The organism is Massilia sp. Bi118, from assembly GCF_918697865.1.
Classification (GTDB): Bacteria; Pseudomonadota; Gammaproteobacteria; order Burkholderiales; family Burkholderiaceae_D; genus Telluria.
In genome coordinates, this window is record NZ_CAKKMV010000010.1 from 108,287 (window position 1) to 123,109 (window position 14,823).

13 protein-coding genes and 2 tRNA genes are annotated in these 14,823 nt (G+C 66.2%); 10 read left to right on the forward strand and 5 right to left on the reverse strand.

The window, feature by feature from the left end:
- Positions 1-50: 50 nt before the first annotated feature.
- From LQV39_RS16230 to trxB, 3 genes are all read right to left on the reverse strand, one after another.
- Positions 51-2,270 (reverse strand): ATP-binding protein, encoded by a 2,220-nt coding sequence (locus LQV39_RS16230; RefSeq protein ID WP_230027171.1) that lies wholly within the window; start codon positions 2,268-2,270, stop codon positions 51-53.
- 153 nt (positions 2,271-2,423) lie between these two features.
- Positions 2,424-3,113, reverse strand: a complete 690-nt coding sequence (locus LQV39_RS16235; RefSeq protein WP_230027172.1) for a Smr/MutS family protein — start codon at positions 3,111-3,113, stop codon at positions 2,424-2,426.
- Between the two features lie 40 nt (positions 3,114-3,153).
- The gene (trxB, locus tag LQV39_RS16240; protein ID WP_230027173.1) at positions 3,154-4,107 is read right to left on the reverse strand and encodes a thioredoxin-disulfide reductase; all 954 of its coding nucleotides are present in this window, start codon (positions 4,105-4,107) and stop codon (positions 3,154-3,156) included.
- Positions 4,108-4,293: 186 nt separating this feature from the next.
- Between trxB and LQV39_RS16245 the strand changes: the two genes are divergently transcribed.
- From LQV39_RS16245 to LQV39_RS16255, 3 genes are all read left to right on the forward strand, one after another.
- Positions 4,294-6,936 (forward strand): DNA translocase FtsK, encoded by a 2,643-nt coding sequence (locus LQV39_RS16245; RefSeq protein WP_230027174.1) that lies wholly within the window; start codon positions 4,294-4,296, stop codon positions 6,934-6,936.
- Between the two features lie 99 nt (positions 6,937-7,035).
- Positions 7,036-7,674 carry an outer membrane lipoprotein chaperone LolA gene (lolA, locus tag LQV39_RS16250; RefSeq protein WP_230027175.1) on the forward strand — a complete coding sequence of 213 codons (639 nt, stop codon included), beginning with the start codon at positions 7,036-7,038 and terminating at the stop codon, positions 7,672-7,674.
- The gene (locus LQV39_RS16255; RefSeq protein ID WP_230027176.1) at positions 7,671-8,324 is read left to right on the forward strand and encodes an energy transducer TonB; all 654 of its coding nucleotides are present in this window, start codon (positions 7,671-7,673) and stop codon (positions 8,322-8,324) included. Before lolA ends, LQV39_RS16255 begins: the two co-directional genes overlap by 4 nt.
- Positions 8,325-8,330: 6 nt before the next feature.
- Here LQV39_RS16255 and LQV39_RS16260 read toward each other — a convergent pair whose 3' ends face one another.
- On the reverse strand, positions 8,331-8,852 hold the full coding sequence (locus LQV39_RS16260) for a hypothetical protein (RefSeq protein WP_230027177.1): 522 nt from the start codon (positions 8,850-8,852) through the stop codon (positions 8,331-8,333).
- Positions 8,853-8,922: 70 nt separating this feature from the next.
- On the opposite strand from LQV39_RS16260, the gene LQV39_RS16265 reads away from it, so the two are divergent.
- From LQV39_RS16265 to LQV39_RS16285, 5 genes are all read left to right on the forward strand, one after another.
- The gene (locus LQV39_RS16265; protein ID WP_230027283.1) at positions 8,923-10,245 is read left to right on the forward strand and encodes a replication-associated recombination protein A; all 1,323 of its coding nucleotides are present in this window, start codon (positions 8,923-8,925) and stop codon (positions 10,243-10,245) included.
- 140 nt (positions 10,246-10,385) lie between these two features.
- Positions 10,386-10,586 carry a hypothetical protein gene (locus tag LQV39_RS16270; protein WP_230027178.1) on the forward strand — a complete coding sequence of 67 codons (201 nt, stop codon included), beginning with the start codon at positions 10,386-10,388 and terminating at the stop codon, positions 10,584-10,586.
- Positions 10,587-10,692: 106 nt separating this feature from the next.
- On the forward strand, positions 10,693-11,988 hold the full coding sequence (gene serS, locus LQV39_RS16275) for a serine--tRNA ligase (protein WP_230027179.1): 1,296 nt from the start codon (positions 10,693-10,695) through the stop codon (positions 11,986-11,988).
- 68 nt (positions 11,989-12,056) lie between these two features.
- A tRNA-Ser gene (locus LQV39_RS16280) sits at positions 12,057-12,146 on the forward strand.
- Positions 12,147-12,430: 284 nt separating this feature from the next.
- Positions 12,431-12,520: transfer RNA gene (locus LQV39_RS16285), tRNA-Ser, on the forward strand.
- A gap of 61 nt (positions 12,521-12,581) precedes the next feature.
- On the opposite strand, the gene LQV39_RS16290 is transcribed toward LQV39_RS16285, so the two are convergent.
- Positions 12,582-13,544, reverse strand: coding sequence for a class I SAM-dependent methyltransferase (locus tag LQV39_RS16290; RefSeq protein ID WP_230027180.1), 963 nt, complete (start codon positions 13,542-13,544; stop codon positions 12,582-12,584).
- 140 nt (positions 13,545-13,684) lie between these two features.
- Here LQV39_RS16290 and LQV39_RS16295 point away from each other — a divergent pair, with 140 nt between their 5' ends.
- The gene (locus LQV39_RS16295; protein ID WP_230027181.1) at positions 13,685-13,870 is read left to right on the forward strand and encodes a hypothetical protein; all 186 of its coding nucleotides are present in this window, start codon (positions 13,685-13,687) and stop codon (positions 13,868-13,870) included.
- A 10-nt stretch (positions 13,871-13,880) separates the two neighbouring features.
- Positions 13,881-14,747, forward strand: coding sequence for a neutral zinc metallopeptidase (locus LQV39_RS16300; protein WP_230027284.1), 867 nt, complete (start codon positions 13,881-13,883; stop codon positions 14,745-14,747).
- Positions 14,748-14,823: the final 76 nt, after the last annotated feature.

A 14,823-nucleotide genomic window follows, 5' to 3' on the forward strand; every position in this document is an offset into this window, starting at 1 on the left:
GAGTGGCGATGTTGCTAGACTAACATGCCGAGCCCGACAGTGTAAGCGCGCTATGCCGGCTGGGCCAAAGGAAGCCTGACGGTGAACAGCACGCGGCCGCCGGCGCCGGCGCCGGCATCGTGGCTGTAAGCGATCTCGCCCTGGTGCTCGCGCACGATCTGCTGGGCGATATAGAGGCCCAGGCCCATGCCGGTGCGGTTGCGCGGGTTGTTCAGCGAGCTGCGCTTGAAGGGATTGAACAGGCTGGACTCGATCTCGTTCGGGATCGGCGCGGCGGCGTTGGCGACCGAGACCAGCGCTTCGCCGCCTTCCTGCCACAGGCGGATCCCGATCGGCTGGTTCGGCTCGCCGTGGTGGCGCGCATTGCTCAGCAGGTTGGACAGCACCTGGCTCAGGCGGCCGCTGTCGGCCATCACGGTGGCCGGGCAGTCGACCTGCAGCTCGTAGACGATGGTCGGGTAGGCCAGCCGCGCCTCTTCCACCATGTCCTCGACCAGCGCCGCCAGGTCCACCGGCTCCAGGGTCACGCCCAGCGCCAGGCCGCGGTCGATGCGGCTCATGTCCAGCACCTGGCCGATCATGCGCTGCATGCGGTTGCTGGACGACTGGATGCGCTTGCCCAGGGTGGTGCTCTTGTCGCTGCTGCCGGCGTCGGTCTTCTCCAGCACCATGCCGGCCATGTTAATCGAGTGCAGCGGGTCGCGCAGGTCGTGGCCCAGCATCGCCAGCAGCTGGGCGCGCGTGGCTTCGGTTTGCGCGCGGCGCGCGTTCGAGACCCGGGCCAGTTCGCCCAGGGTCATGCGCGCATGCGTGATGACCCCGTCTTCCCACGCATGGGCGCAGCCGCGCACGGTCTCGATCCAGGCGTCGAAGGAGCCGCGCGGGGTCAGGCGCTCGCCCATCGGCCCGAATTGGTCGCTCTTGTCCGGGCGGCCGCCCCAGGCCACCTGCTCGACCTGCTCCGGGCGCAGCAGCAGGCACCAGCCCTGGCTGGGCGGGTCGAAGGGCAGGCCGAGCATGCCGGCCCACTTTCCCAGGCCCTTACGCGCCTCCACGGGCCAGTCGTCGACGCATCCGCGCGCCAGCAGTTCGTGCACGTCGTCCGGCAGCGCGGCGACGATGGTCTCGCCGCAGGACTGGTCGATGCCGCGGCAGACGATGCGGCCGAACTGGGTGGCGATCATGGCCTGCGCGCTGGCCGCTTCCATCATGCCGTCGGCGTGCTCGATCAGGGCTTCCAGCGGATCTTCTTCCAGCAGCAGCGATTCGACCAGGCTGGTGCGCACCTTGGCGGCGCGTTCGACCAGGCTCGACTCCTCGCGCGATTCCAGGCTCTGCACGGTCGAGGCGATCACCTGGGCCAGCACGTCGGCCGCCATCCGGATCGAGTAGGGCACGCGCTTGGCCGACATGTGGTGGCAGGCGATCAGGCCCCAGAGGCGGCCGTTGATGACGATCGACACGCTCATCGAGGCGCCGACGCCCATGTTCTGCAGGTATTCGATGTGGATCGGCGAGACGCTGCGCAGCACCGCGAAGCTCAGGTCCAGCGGTGCACCGCCCGGCGCGCCGAGCAGGGGCACGGCGTGGTAGCCGACGTCGGCGATCATGCGCAGGGTGTTCAGCACGTACAGGCGGCGCGCCTGGGGCGGGATGTCGCCGGCCGGATAGCGCTGGCCGAGGAAGGGCGTGAGGTCCTCGCGGCGCGCCTCGGCCACCACGTCGCCGCTGTCGTCGCTGCGGAAGCGGTAGGCCATCACGCGGTCGAAGCCGGTGAACTCGCGCACCTGGCGCACGGCGGTCTCGAGCAGGGTGTCGACGGATTTCTGGCGGCGCAGGCGGTCGATCGAGCTGTGCGCCTTGATGGCGAACTGGGCGACGGTATCGGTGGCGACTTCGCGCGCCTCGAACTCGGCGATGACGCGGCCGCCATAGCCATGCACCACGCAATCGTAGTCGGCGCCTTCGATCACGATGGCCGTGAACATCGGCGCGGTCTCGCCTTCGCTCATATTGTCCAGGCACTCCTGGATCAGCTCGGTGACTTCGCCGGCTAGGCCGAGCGCGCCAAAGGGGCGGCCGGCGTCGAGCGGCAGGGCGAGCATGGCGGCGGCGTTGGCGCTCCAGCCTTCGAGTTCGCCGGCCGTGGTGAAGAAGATCAGCGTTCCATGCGGCTGGATCGAACCCGGTACGTGGATCGGTTCATCTGCACAGTTGAGCAGGTCGACACGCGCCGGGTTGCCCATCGGCACTGGAGTACTGGACTTCAATTCGCATCATCCCCTTCTCGTGCAAGAACCAACACGGTTTTGCTTAGTGTGCATATTACAGGTTTCGCACTGCGCACGTCCGGTGCTTTTCAACAAAACACGACAGTGAGAGGAATTTCGCGTTGATTAGGCGAAAAATTTGAACAAATGCGTTCATTCGTCCTGTTCGAGGGCAGGGCGCAGGAGGACGATCAAGGCGCCGTTGCCGCCGTCGGCGCGGTTCGCCACGCAGAAGGCGACCGTCTCCGCGGTCTGCACCAGCCAGCTGTGGACCATGCCGCGCAGGACCGGCTCGCCGCCCGCCGAGCCGTAGCCGACGCCGTGGATGATGCGCACGCAGCGCACACCGTTTTTGGTCGAACGGCGCAGGAAGGCATCGACCATGCGCCGCGCCAGGTCGCGCGTGTAGCCGTGCAGGTCGAGTTCGTCCTCCACTTGCCAGTGGCGCTTGCGCAGGCGCTTGACGACGTCCGGGCCGACACCGGGCGCGGCCCAGCTGAGGGTCGGGTCTTCGTCGAGCAGGCCCTCGACGTCGAACTGGTCGGACAGCATCGATTCCTTCAGCACCGCCGCGATTTCTTCCTCGTCGGTGCGGAACTGCGGGGCACGCTGGCCGGCGCTTAGGGCGCGCAGTTCGGCTTCCTGGGCCGGGCGCCAGACGTAGCGGTCCGACTCCGGCATCGGCGTGACATCTTTCACGGCCGCGCGGAACTCGACCGCGCGTTCGCGTTCGATGCGTTCGCGCCGCTCGCGCACGGCCTTTTCGATGGCGCGCTGGCGCTGATCGTCCTTGAGCTGGTCGCGCAGGGATTTGAGATCGGAGAAGTCTTTCAAGCCCGCCATTGTGTCCGTCGTCCCCGCGAAGGCGGGGACCCAAGTTGGTTTACTCTAAAGCTTCCAGGTAGCGCTGCGCATCCAGGGCCGCCATGCAACCCGTGCCCGACGAGGTAATCGCCTGGCGGTAGACATGGTCCTGCACGTCGCCGGCCGCGAACACGCCTTCGACGCTGGTCGCGGTGGCCATGCCTTCGGTGCCGCTGCGGGTCTTGATGTAGCCGTTGTGCATTTCCAGCTGGCCGTCGAAGATGCCGGTGTTCGGCTTGTGGCCGATCGCCACGAACAGGCCGTGCACGGTCAGGTCCTTGGTGGCGTCGCCGCTGGTCGACTTCAGGCGCAGGCCGGTCACGCCGCTGGCGTCGCCCAGCACCTCGTCCAGGGTCTGGTTCAGTTCCAGCGCGATCTTGCCTTCCTCGACCTTGTGCATCAGGCGGTCGACCAGGATGGGCTCGGCGCGGAACTTGTCGCGGCGGTGGATCAGGGTGACCTTGCTGGCGATGTTGGACAGGTACAGGGCTTCCTCGACCGCGGTATTGCCGCCGCCGATCACCGCGACTTCCTGGTTACGGTAGAAGAAGCCGTCGCAGGTGGCGCAGGCGGAGACGCCCTTGCCCATGAACTCCTGCTCGCTCGGCAGGCCCAGGTACTGCGCCGAGGCGCCGGTGGCGATGATCAGGGCGTCGCAGGTGAATTCGTGCGAATCGCCCACCAGGCGGATCGGCTTCTCGTTCAAGAAGGTCGTGTGGATATGGTCGAACACGATCTCCGTATTGAAACGCTCGGCGTGCTGCAGCAGGCGCTGCATCAGTTCCGGGCCCTGGACGCCCAGCGGATCGCCCGGCCAGTTCTCGACGTCGGTCGTGGTCATCAGCTGGCCACCCTGTTCGACGCCGGTCACCAGCATCGGATTCAGGTTGGCGCGCGCGGCGTAGACGGCGGCGCTATAGCCGGCGGGGCCGGAACCGAGGATCAGGACTTTGGCGTGTTTGCGAGTGGTCATTGCAGGAATTCGTCTTATTGGTGAGGAGGGAAACTGGGGCTGGAAAGCCGCTTTATCAAGTGCATGTGTGGCGGACATTATAGTCGATCATGTAACCAAGCATGAATCATGGGGCCTGTCAGCAATATATCGCTTAGAATGGTCGATCTTTGAGGAAACTACCTCGCAGCATCCGTTTCAATCAGCATGAGCAAGAATAGTCAATCGACAACTTCGACCTATACCCGCAAGCCTGCGCCGCCCCGGCAGCCGATGCCGAACCGGCTGGTGCGCCTGCTGTCGGAAGCGCGCTGGCTGGCCACGGCCGCGGCCCTGCTGTACTTCGTCCTGATCCTGCTCAGCTATAACAAGGCCGATCCGGGCTGGTCGCACGAGGCCGCCGTGCCCCACGTGGTCAACCTGGGCGGCCGCGCCGGCGCCTGGCTGGCCGACCTGCTGCTCTTCATCTTCGGCTTTTCCGCCTGGTGGCTGTGCGTCTGCTTCGCGCGCGCCGTGTGGAAGGGCTACCGGCGCCTGCACAACCGCTTCGTGATCGAGGCCGCCGAGCCCGAGCCGGAGCACCAGGGCGAGGCGGTGATCCGCTGGGTCGGCTTTGCCCTCATGTTCGCGGGCAGCGTCAGCCTTGAATACTTGCGCATTCGCTGGCTGAAGGTCGAGCTGCCGCGCGATCCCGGCGGCGTGCTGGGCCAGGTGATCGGTCACCCGGCGTACACCGCCTTTGGCATGACCGGTGCGACCCTGCTCCTGCTTCTGGTCTTCGGCCTCGGCTTTTCCTGGTATTTCCAGGTGTCGTGGCTGGCCGTCGCTGAGCGCATCGGCGAAGCGATCGAATCCTGTGTGGACTGGTTCCGCCTGCGCATCGAGGACCGCGAAGACCGCCGCCACGGCGAGGTTGCGGCCAGCCGCCGCGACGAAGTCGTGGTGAACGAGCGCGCCAAGTACGTCGAGAAGCACGCCGCGCCGGCCCTGGCCGCGAAGGCCGAGCCGCAGCTGGAGGAGGGCGACGAGGCCGCGGCGCCGGGCTTCCTGGCCAAGGTGATGTCCAGGGTTTCCTCGAAAGGCGAGAAGGCCGCGAAGGAGCCGAAGCCGGACGCCAAGATCGAGCCGCGCGCCGAGCCGATGCTGGACGATGATATCGACGAGGACGGCGTGGTGACCCCGCGCGCGCGCGCAGCGCGCGAACCTGCGTTCACGCCGCCGCCTGCTGCACCGGCCGCCGCCGTGGCATCCGCCGCCGCCGTGGCGCCGATCAAGATCGAACCCCAGGTGGTCAGCGTGCCGCGTTCCGAGCGCGCCGAGAAGGAAAGGCAGAACGTCCTGTTCCAGGGCATGCCGGGCGATTCGCCGCTGCCGCCGATCGGCCTGCTGGACGAAGCGCCGCCGGCCCAGGAAACCGTGGCCGTCGAGACCCTGGAATTCACCAGCCGCCTGATCGAGAAGAAGCTGTCCGACTTCGGCGTCGAAGCCAAGGTGGTCGCCGCTTATCCGGGCCCGGTCGTGACCCGCTACGAGATCGAACCGGCCACGGGCGTGAAGGGCAGCCAGATCGTCAACCTGGCGCGCGACCTGGCGCGTTCGCTGTCGCTGACCTCGATCCGCGTGGTCGAGACCATCCCCGGCAAGAACTACATGGCGCTCGAGCTGCCGAACCCGAAACGCCAGATCGTGCGCCTGTCGGAGATCGTCGGCTCCAAGGTCTATGGCGACAGTGCCTCGGCGCTGACGGTCGCGCTGGGCAAGGACATCGCCGGCAAGCCTGTCATCGCCGACCTGGCCAAGATGCCGCACCTGCTGGTGGCGGGTACCACGGGTTCCGGCAAGTCGGTCGGCATCAACGCCACCATCCTGTCGCTGCTGTACAAGTCCGATCCGGACGACGTGCGCCTGATCCTGATCGACCCGAAGATGCTGGAGATGTCGGTCTACGAAGGCATCCCGCACCTGCTGGCGCCGGTCGTCACCGACATGCGCCAGGCCGGCCACGCGCTGAACTGGGCGGTGAACGAGATGGAGCGCCGCTACAAGCTGATGTCCAAGCTGGGCGTGCGTAACCTGGCCGGCTACAACAGCAAGATCCTGGAAGCGGCCAAGCGCGAAGAGCACATCCCGAATCCGTTCTCGATCGTGCCGGACAATCCCGAGCCGCTCGAGAAGCTGCCGACCATCGTCATCATCATCGACGAGCTGGCCGACCTGATGATGGTGGTCGGCAAGAAGGTCGAGGAACTGATCGCCCGTATCGCGCAGAAGGCGCGCGCCGCCGGCATCCACTTGATTCTTGCGACCCAGCGGCCGTCGGTGGACGTGATCACGGGCCTGATCAAGGCGAACATCCCGACCCGTATCGCCTTCCAGGTCTCGTCCAAGATCGACTCGCGCACGATTCTCGACCAGATGGGCGCCGAGACCCTGCTGGGCATGGGCGACATGCTCTACATGCCGCCGGGGACCGGCCTGCCGGTCCGCGTGCACGGCGCCTTCGTCTCGGACGACGAAGTGCATCGAGTTGTAAAACATCTGCAATCGACTGGCGAACCGAATTACATTGAGGGCATCCTCGAAGGCGGCACGCTCGAAGAGGGCGGTGGCGGTGCCGACGGCGCGGCGGCGGGCGAGGGCGGCGGCGAATCCGACGCCCTGTACGACCAGGCCGTGCAGGTGGTGCTGAAGAACCGCAAGGCCTCGATCTCGCTGGTGCAGCGCCACCTGCGCATCGGCTACAACCGCGCGGCCCGTCTGATCGAACAGATGGAGCAGAGCGGGCTGGTATCGCCGATGCAGTCGAACGGCAACCGCGACATTCTGGTGCCGGCAACCAGCGCCGAATAACGCGGCGCGAATGTAACGCGTGGGCACCCCGTGCCCACGCGCTCAACCGCTGCCCGCATCGGCATGCCGCCTTCATGACCATATAAAAAGGAAAAGCGCATGAACATGAAGCTGAAACTCACCCTGAACACCCTGCTGGCCGCCGGCGCCCTGGCCTTGGCCGCCTCCGCCTCCGCCGGCGCCCTCGACCAGTTCAAATCCTTCGTCGCCGGCACCAAGGCCGCCCGCGGCGATTTCACCCAGATCCAGGTCCGCAGCAAGCCGGGCGCAAAGGCCCCGCCGCCGTCGACCGGGACTTTCGTGTTCGCCCGTCCAGGCAAGTTCATCTGGACCTACCAGAAGCCCTACGAGCAGGTGCTGCAGGCCGACGGCGACACCCTCTACGTCTACGACAAGGACCTGAACCAGGTCACCACCCGCAAGCTCGGCAACGCCTTGGGCAGTTCACCGGCCGCGATCCTGTTCGGCAGTAACGACCTGGAAAACAACTTCACCCTGGCCGAAGCAGGCTCGCGCGACGGCCTCGAATGGCTGACCGCCACGCCGAAGGCCAAGGACACCAGCTTCGAAAGCATCGGCATCGGCCTGAAGGACGGCGTGCCGCAGGCGATGGAGCTGAAGGATTCCTTCGGCCAGACCTCGGTCCTGAAGTTCACCAGCTTCCAGCGCAACCCGCCGCTCGGCGCCCAGCAGTTCAGGTTCGAGGTTCCGAAAGGGGCCGAAGTGGTCAGCCAGTGAAGCGTGGCGCTGCCGCGCTGACGCTGGCCGCGGCGGCCATATGCGCGGCCGCCGTGCAGGCGGCGTCCGCCGCGGTCCAGGCGCCGCCGGCGCCCACCACCGTCAGGCCGCCCAGGTCCTGTCCGGGCCCGCAATACCCGCGCGAAGCGATCCGCTACGAACTCGAAGGCATCACCACGCTCCGCTTCAAGCTGGCGCCCGGCGGCGGCGTGGGCGAGGTGCAAGTCGCCAAATCGAGCGGCTGGGCGCTGCTCGACGGTGCCGCGATCCGCACTCTCCAGGCCTGCAACTTCCCGCCCGGGCAGGCGGCGAGGGCCGGCGGTGCTTCGCTGCCAGTGCAGTACGTCTGGAGCCTCGACGGCGAACACAGCATCCGTCCGCACCTGGTGCCGGGCAGCTGTCCGGCCAGCGGCCGCTTTGCCGGCTTCCAGGCTTATGACAACAAGCCGAGCGGATCGGACGGCGTCAAGGTGCGCCTGCTGGTCGACGCGCTGGGCCAGCCGCGCGGTGTCAAGACCGAGGGCATCAATCTGCCGGCGCAGACCTTCGACGCGCTCATCAAGTATGTGGAAAGCTGCCGCTTCGGCTTCGACCCGGAAATCAAGGGACAGCGCACCGACACGGTCTACGGCCGCGTGCTGCTGCGCTAGACCCGCTCAGTAGATCTGCGTGCGCAGGTCGATGTGCTTGCGCGGGCTGAGCGCGAGCAGGGCTTTGTCCGTCGGACTGTCCAGCAACGCCACCCACACCGTGTGCTCTTCGAAGAAATAAGAGCGGTTCGAGCCGCCGATCGACGAGCGGAAGCGCCCGTTCCAGTCGATCCGCAGCGCGTCGCCGACGGCGCCGGTGAACAGGGGCGCGGGCAGGTGCCCGGGCCAGGCCGTCGTCAGCATGCTCTCGAAGGGGCGGCCGAGGCGGACCTCGAAACCGTCGCCGCGCCGGCGCACGGCCACGTTGTCGGGCCGGATCGGCAGGTCCTGGGCCCAGGCCGGGTCCATGATGGCGCGGACCCGCTGCAGCGGTTCGAAGCCGTTTTCCTCGAAGGCCGCCACCTCGTGCCGCAGCGTACCCTCGTTGGCCAGCTGGGGCAGCAGGTGCACGCGCGGCACCGCCAGCCGGGCCGGCGCGTCGGCGGCGGCCCGCGTGGCCTTGGTCCAGCGCAGCCATGTGTCCTGCATGATGAGTACGGGTTTTCGCTCTGCCATGGCGAACATTATATAAGTGACGCCCTTCGGCTACACTGGCGGCATGGACAACCGCGACCTTTTCAAAAACGAACCCGCAGCACCGCTGGCCGAAGCCCTGCGCCCCAAGACCATCGCCGAAGTCATCGGCCAGAGCCACCTGCTGGGGCCGGGCAAGCCGCTCAACCTGGTGTTCCAGTCGGGCCGCCCGCACTCGATGATCCTGTGGGGGCCGCCGGGCGTTGGCAAGACGACCCTGGCGCGCCTGACCGCGAACGCCTTCGACTGCGAATTCATTGCGCTGTCGGCGGTGCTGTCGGGTGTGAAGGACATCCGCGCCTCCATCGAACAGGCCGAGCACTTCCTGGCCGGCGGCAAGCACACCATCCTCTTCATCGACGAGATCCACCGCTTCAACAAGTCGCAGCAGGACGCCTTGCTGCCCTTCGTGGAATCCGGCCTGGTGACCCTGATCGGCGCCACCACGGAGAATCCTTCGTTCGAGGTGAATTCGGCGCTGCTGTCGCGCTCCCAGGTGTATGTGCTGAAGGCGCTCAACGACGAGGAGATGCGCCAGCTGCTCGAGCGCGCGCGGGAACGGGTGCTGCAGGACCTGCAGTTCGACGAGGTCGCGGTCGATACCCTGGTCGGCTACGCGGACGGCGACGCCCGCCGCTTTCTCAACCTGCTCGAGCAGACCAAGACCTCGGCCGACACCGCCGGCGTCACCCGGATCACGCGCGAGTTCGTCGAGAACGCGCTGACCCTGAACGCGCGCCGCTTCGACAAGGGCGGCGACAATTTCTACGACCAGATATCGGCCCTGCATAAATCGGTGCGCGGCTCGCATCCGGACGCGGCCCTGTACTGGCTGTGCCGCATGCTGGACGGCGGCGCCGACGCCAAGTACCTGTCGCGCCGCATCGTGCGCATGGCCTGGGAAGATATCGGCATTGCCGACCCGCGCGCGATCCAGCTTGCCAACGATGCCGCCGCGACCTACGAGCGCCTCGGCTCGCCCGAAGGCGAGCTGGCGCTGGGCCAGGCCGTAATCTATCTCGCCATCGCCGCCAAGAGCAATGCCGGCTACAACGCCTTCAATGCCGCCATGGCCTTCGTCAGGAAGGACAAGTCGCGCGAGGTGCCGGTCCACCTGCGCAATGCGCCGACCAAGCTGATGAAGGAACTCGGCTACGGTCACGCCTACCGCTATGCTCACGACGAGCCGAACGCCTATGCGGCCGGCGAGACCTATCTGCCGGACGGGATGCCCGAGCCCGGCTGGTACCAGCCGGTGCCGCGCGGGATCGAGGCCAAGATCGCGGACAAGCTGGCCTGGCTGCGCAGCCTGGACGACGAGGCGCGAGGGGAAGGCAAGGACGAATAAGAGCCTGGACCCGCTTTTTCGCAGTTCATGCCGTGTTTTGGGCAATCCATCGCAAGCAGGTGGAGGTCGGGGATTCGAATCGGTAAAGTTCAACCATACCGAAGCATCCAACGAATCAACCGAACCCAAAGGAGCACATCATGAAACTGCGTAAAAACCTCGAAGCCGTCTTCCTCGTCGCCGCCGTCGTCACCAACTTCGCCAGCTACGCGGTGGCCTCGGCACAGGCCCCGGAAGTCGTCCGCGCCGCCCCGGCCGCCGCCGTCATCGATACCAAGGTGCCGGTGGTCATGGTCAAGGCCCATCGCCTGAGCGCCGCCGAGAAAGCCGCACTGAACTAAGCGCTGGACCGGTCGAGGATTCGATCGAAGAAACTCGCGGACCTGGAGCCTGTCGGCTTGGTACAATTGCGCATTCGATAAAACCAATCGCAACGCAAACCCCGACATGATTGACATCCAACTTCTCCGCAAAGACATAGCCACCGTCGCCGCCCGACTGGCGACCCGCAAGTTCCAGCTCGACGTCGCCGGCTTCAACGCCCTCGAGGCAGAGCGCAAGGCGATCCAGACGCGCACCGAGGAACTGCAGGGCAAGCGCAACAGCCTGTCCAAGCAGATCGGCATGCTGAAGGGCAAAGGCGAAGACACCAGCGCCGTGATGGCGGAAGTGGCCGGCATCGGCGACGAGCTGAAGGCCAACGAAGTGTCGCTCGCCCAGGTGCAGGAGAAAGTGGCGCGCTTCATGGAAGCGATCCCGAACCTGCCGCACGAGTCCGTGCCCGTCGGCCAGGACGAAAGCGGCAATGTCGAAGTGCGCAAGGTCGGCACCCCGCGCCAGTTCGACTTCGAAGTGAAAGACCACGTCGACATCGGCGCCCCGCTGGGCCTGGACTTCGACACCGCGACCAAGCTGACCGGCTCGCGCTTCTCGGTCATGAAGGGCGGCATCGCGAGATTGCACCGCGCGCTGGCCCAGTTCATGCTGGACACCCATACCGGCCAGCACGGCTATACCGAGTGCTACACCCCCTACATGGTCAACGAAGCCTCGCTGCGCGGCACCGGCCAGCTGCCGAAGTTCGGCGAAGACCTGTTCGCCGTGAAGAAGGGCGGCGTCGAAGGCGAGGGCGAGAACTTCTACCTGATTCCGACCTCGGAAGTCTCGCTGACCAACATGGTGCGCGACGAGATCGTGCCGCTGGACCAGCTGCCGCTCAAGGTCACCGCCCACACCCCGTGCTTCCGCTCGGAAGCCGGCAGCTACGGCCGCGACACCCGCGGCATGATCCGCCAGCACCAGTTCGACAAGGTCGAGCTCGTGCAGATCGCGCATCCGGAAAAATCGTACGAAGCCCTCGAAGAGATGGTCGGCCAGGCCGAGTTCATCCTGAAGAGCCTGGGCCTGCCGTACCGCGTGATGTCCCTGTGCACCGGCGACATGGGCTTCGGCGCCGCCAAGACCTACGACCTCGAAGTCTGGCTGCCCGCGCAGAACACCTACCGCGAGATCTCCTCGCTGTCGAACACCGAAGCCTTCCAGGCCCGCCGCATGCAGGCCCGCTTCCGCAACGCCAACAACAAGCCGGAACTCGTGCACACCCTGAACGGCTCCGGCCTGGCGGTCGGCCGTACGCTGGTGGCAGTGCTGGAGAACTACCAGCAGGCGGATGGCAGCGTGGTCGTTCCGGAAGTGCTGCGTCCGTACATGGGCGGCCTGGAGCGTCTGGCGCCTGCTGCTTAAATAGCTCTTCCGTTTTCGCTTGAGGCTGCTATAATGTGGCCTCTCGCGAATACAGCGACCGGTTACCAGGAGAGGTGGCAGAGTGGTCGAATGTACCTGACTCGAAATCAGGCGTACGGGTGACCGTACCGTGGGTTCGAATCCCACCCTCTCCGCCAAAAAAAGAAAAGGGCTCCCGAATGGGGGCCCTTTTTGTTTTGGCGGTGAGGAGGGAAGCGCCTGCGCGCTTCCCGTGTGGGATTCGAAGGGCTTGGGCTTGCAAGCCCAACCCGCCCGAATCGCCAGATTGCTGCCCGCGAGGCGGGCAGCGCCGCGCGCCGAGGGCGTGCGCACGTACAATCTGACTTTCCAGTGCTAAAACAGCCGCCTCCGTTCAACCCTTGCGAGAAACCTAACCACCCCCTATAATGCGTGCTCTCGCGAATACAGCGACCGGTTACCAGGAGAGGTGGCAGAGTGGTCGAATGTACCTGACTCGAAATCAGGCGTACGGGTGACCGTACCGTGGGTTCGAATCCCACCCTCTCCGCCAGCATCAAGCAAAAAGGGCTCCTTCGGGAGCCCTTTTCGTTTTCCTGTGGTTCCAGAAGGCATCACCCCCGCTTCACCGCATGCAGCCAGACCGCCGCAATCCGCTCCACCTTTTCATACCCCTCGCACTCCAGCTGCCCGCCAAAAATATCCGGGTCCAGCTCTTCATAGCGCCATTCCCCGCAGGCTTCGTCCAGCAACGGCCGGATCGCCGTCAGGAAAGGGTCTTCGCCGGCGACGATCGCAACGCCGGTATACAGCAACAGGCTGCCGCCAGGATGCAGCCGGGAAAGCCCGGCCTTGACGATCTGGATCGACAGTTCGGCCCCATGCTCGCCGCCGCCGTGGCGGTAGGGGAGCTCGTCCGGGTCGAGGATGTAGGGCGGATTCGACATCACCAGGTCGAAGTGGCCGTCGACGCCGTCCAGCAGGTTGCTGCGGCAGGGGATAAGCCTGGTCGCGCCGTTCAGCTCGGCATTGATTTCAGTGAGCGTGAGCGCGTCCTCGTTGATGTCGGCGCCATAGACGGCGGCGTCTGGACAGCAAAGTGCCAGCTCGATGGCGGCCGGCCCGGCGCCGCAGCCGATGTCGCCCGCGCGGCGGACCGGGCGGCTCAGCAGGGGCGAGGCCAGCGCGCGCTTCAGGGCAGCGACGTAGCGATAGGTGTCGGGGCCGAAGAACACGGCGTCGTCGTCGTCGGTCGGGAATGCGGAGTGAAAATACAGCTGCCCGGCTATGGTCGAGGCGCGGATGCGGGGGCGGTGGCCGGCTTCGCTTTCCTGTCCGATGTCCTCGCGCAGCCCGCTTTCCACCAGCAGGGCGTCGATCTCGGCCGGCAGTACGCCGTCGCGGTAAGGTCGGCTCCAGCCGAACACGTCGCGCAGGCCGTGGGCCCAGGCGTTCTCCGCGCGCCGGTTGACGCGCCGGTGGGTGGCCGGGGTGACGGTCGTGAAACGGTAATCCTGGTCGCGCAGGCGGCGGCCGAGGGCGGCGAGGGCGGCTGGGGAGCGGAGATCGAGGGTCATTGCGCCAGCATGAAGTGCCGCGCGCGGGCGCTCCGTGCGCGAGCGAACATAGCGGCCCTTCCATTAAAATTGCCGATATGTGAAAGCTCGAACATACCCGGTGTGCCCGCTTGCGCATACTGGCGCCAGGGAGGAACACCATGAGCACGAGAATGCCTGACACGGCGCCGAAGACGCGCCTGGACCGTGAAGTCGAACGCGAACGCCACGAGCGCGAGCTGCATGACGAGCAGCGCGCGGGCCTGGCCGTGGACGAGGAGTTCCGCCTCAAGGATGCGCGGGAACAAAGAGGGGCCGTGAGCCTCAGGCGCCCGCTTGGGCGATAAGGAGAAGATGATGCGTTGGCAAGGCGACGAACAGAGCAACAATGTGGAGGACCGGCGCGGCGGTGGCGGTGGCGGCTTCGGTATCGGCGGCGGCACGGTGGGGATCGGGTCGATCGTCATCGCGCTGCTCGGTTCCTGGTTCTTCGGCGTCTCGCCGAGCACCATCCTGAGCCTGCTGTCCGGCGGCTCGCCGGCCCAGGTGCAGCAGGCGCCGTCGCATCCGCCCGCGAACGACCAGGAAACCCAGTTCGTGCGCACGGTGCTGCGCTATACCGAAACCACCTGGACCCAGATCTTCAAGGCCAACGGCGCGAGCTACCAGCCACCGGTGCTGGTGCTGTACGACGACCACACCAAAACCGAGGGCTGCGGCATGGGAGAAGCCGCCGTCGGACCCTTCTACTGCCCGGCCGACCGCAAGGTTTACATCGACCTGACCTTCTTCCGCATGATGCAGCAGCGCTTCAAGGTCGGCGGCGAGTTCACCCAGGCCTACGTGATTGCCCACGAGGTCGGCCACCACGTGCAGAACCTGCTGGGCATCTCCGGCAAGGTCGACGGCATGCGCAACCGCCTGTCCGAGACCGAAGCCAACGCGCTCTCGGTGCGGGTCGAACTGCAGGCCGACTGCTTCGCCGGCGTCTGGGCCTACCACACCAACGAGGCCAAGCAGATCATCGAACAGGGCGACGTCGAGTCGGCCCTGGCGGCGGCCAGCGCCATCGGCGACGATGCGCTGCAGCGCCAGTCGCGCGGCGAGGTCGTGCCGGATTCGTTTACGCACGGAACCTCGGCGCAGCGGGTTCGCTGGTTCACCAAGGGGCTGCAGACCGGCTCTGTCGAGCAGTGCAATACCTTCGAAGCACGTCAGCTCTGACGCTAGTCTTTCCCCACCGAACGGCCGCCGCGTGCGGCCGTTTTTCTTTCCAAATCTTAAGAAATTTCCCTTTAAA

Bases quoted from the DNA above. Each gene is read 5' to 3' on its own strand.
- LQV39_RS16245 (WP_230027174.1), top strand. From the start codon at position 4,294: ATGAGCAAGAATAGTCAATCGACAACTTCGACCTATACCCGCAAGCCT.
- LQV39_RS16260 (WP_230027177.1), bottom strand. From the start codon at position 8,852: ATGCAGGACACATGGCTGCGCTGGACCAAGGCCACGCGGGCCGCCGCC.
- lolA (WP_230027175.1), top strand. From the start codon at position 7,036: ATGAACATGAAGCTGAAACTCACCCTGAACACCCTGCTGGCCGCCGGC.
- LQV39_RS16235 (WP_230027172.1), bottom strand. From the start codon at position 3,113: ATGGCGGGCTTGAAAGACTTCTCCGATCTCAAATCCCTGCGCGACCAG.
- LQV39_RS16300 (WP_230027284.1), top strand. From the start codon at position 13,881: ATGCGTTGGCAAGGCGACGAACAGAGCAACAATGTGGAGGACCGGCGC.
- LQV39_RS16270 (WP_230027178.1), top strand. From the start codon at position 10,386: ATGAAACTGCGTAAAAACCTCGAAGCCGTCTTCCTCGTCGCCGCCGTC.
- LQV39_RS16265 (WP_230027283.1), top strand. From the start codon at position 8,923: ATGGACAACCGCGACCTTTTCAAAAACGAACCCGCAGCACCGCTGGCC.
- LQV39_RS16290 (WP_230027180.1), bottom strand. From the start codon at position 13,544: ATGACCCTCGATCTCCGCTCCCCAGCCGCCCTCGCCGCCCTCGGCCGC.
- serS (WP_230027179.1), top strand. From the start codon at position 10,693: ATGATTGACATCCAACTTCTCCGCAAAGACATAGCCACCGTCGCCGCC.
- LQV39_RS16295 (WP_230027181.1), top strand. From the start codon at position 13,685: ATGAGCACGAGAATGCCTGACACGGCGCCGAAGACGCGCCTGGACCGT.
- trxB (WP_230027173.1), bottom strand. From the start codon at position 4,107: ATGACCACTCGCAAACACGCCAAAGTCCTGATCCTCGGTTCCGGCCCC.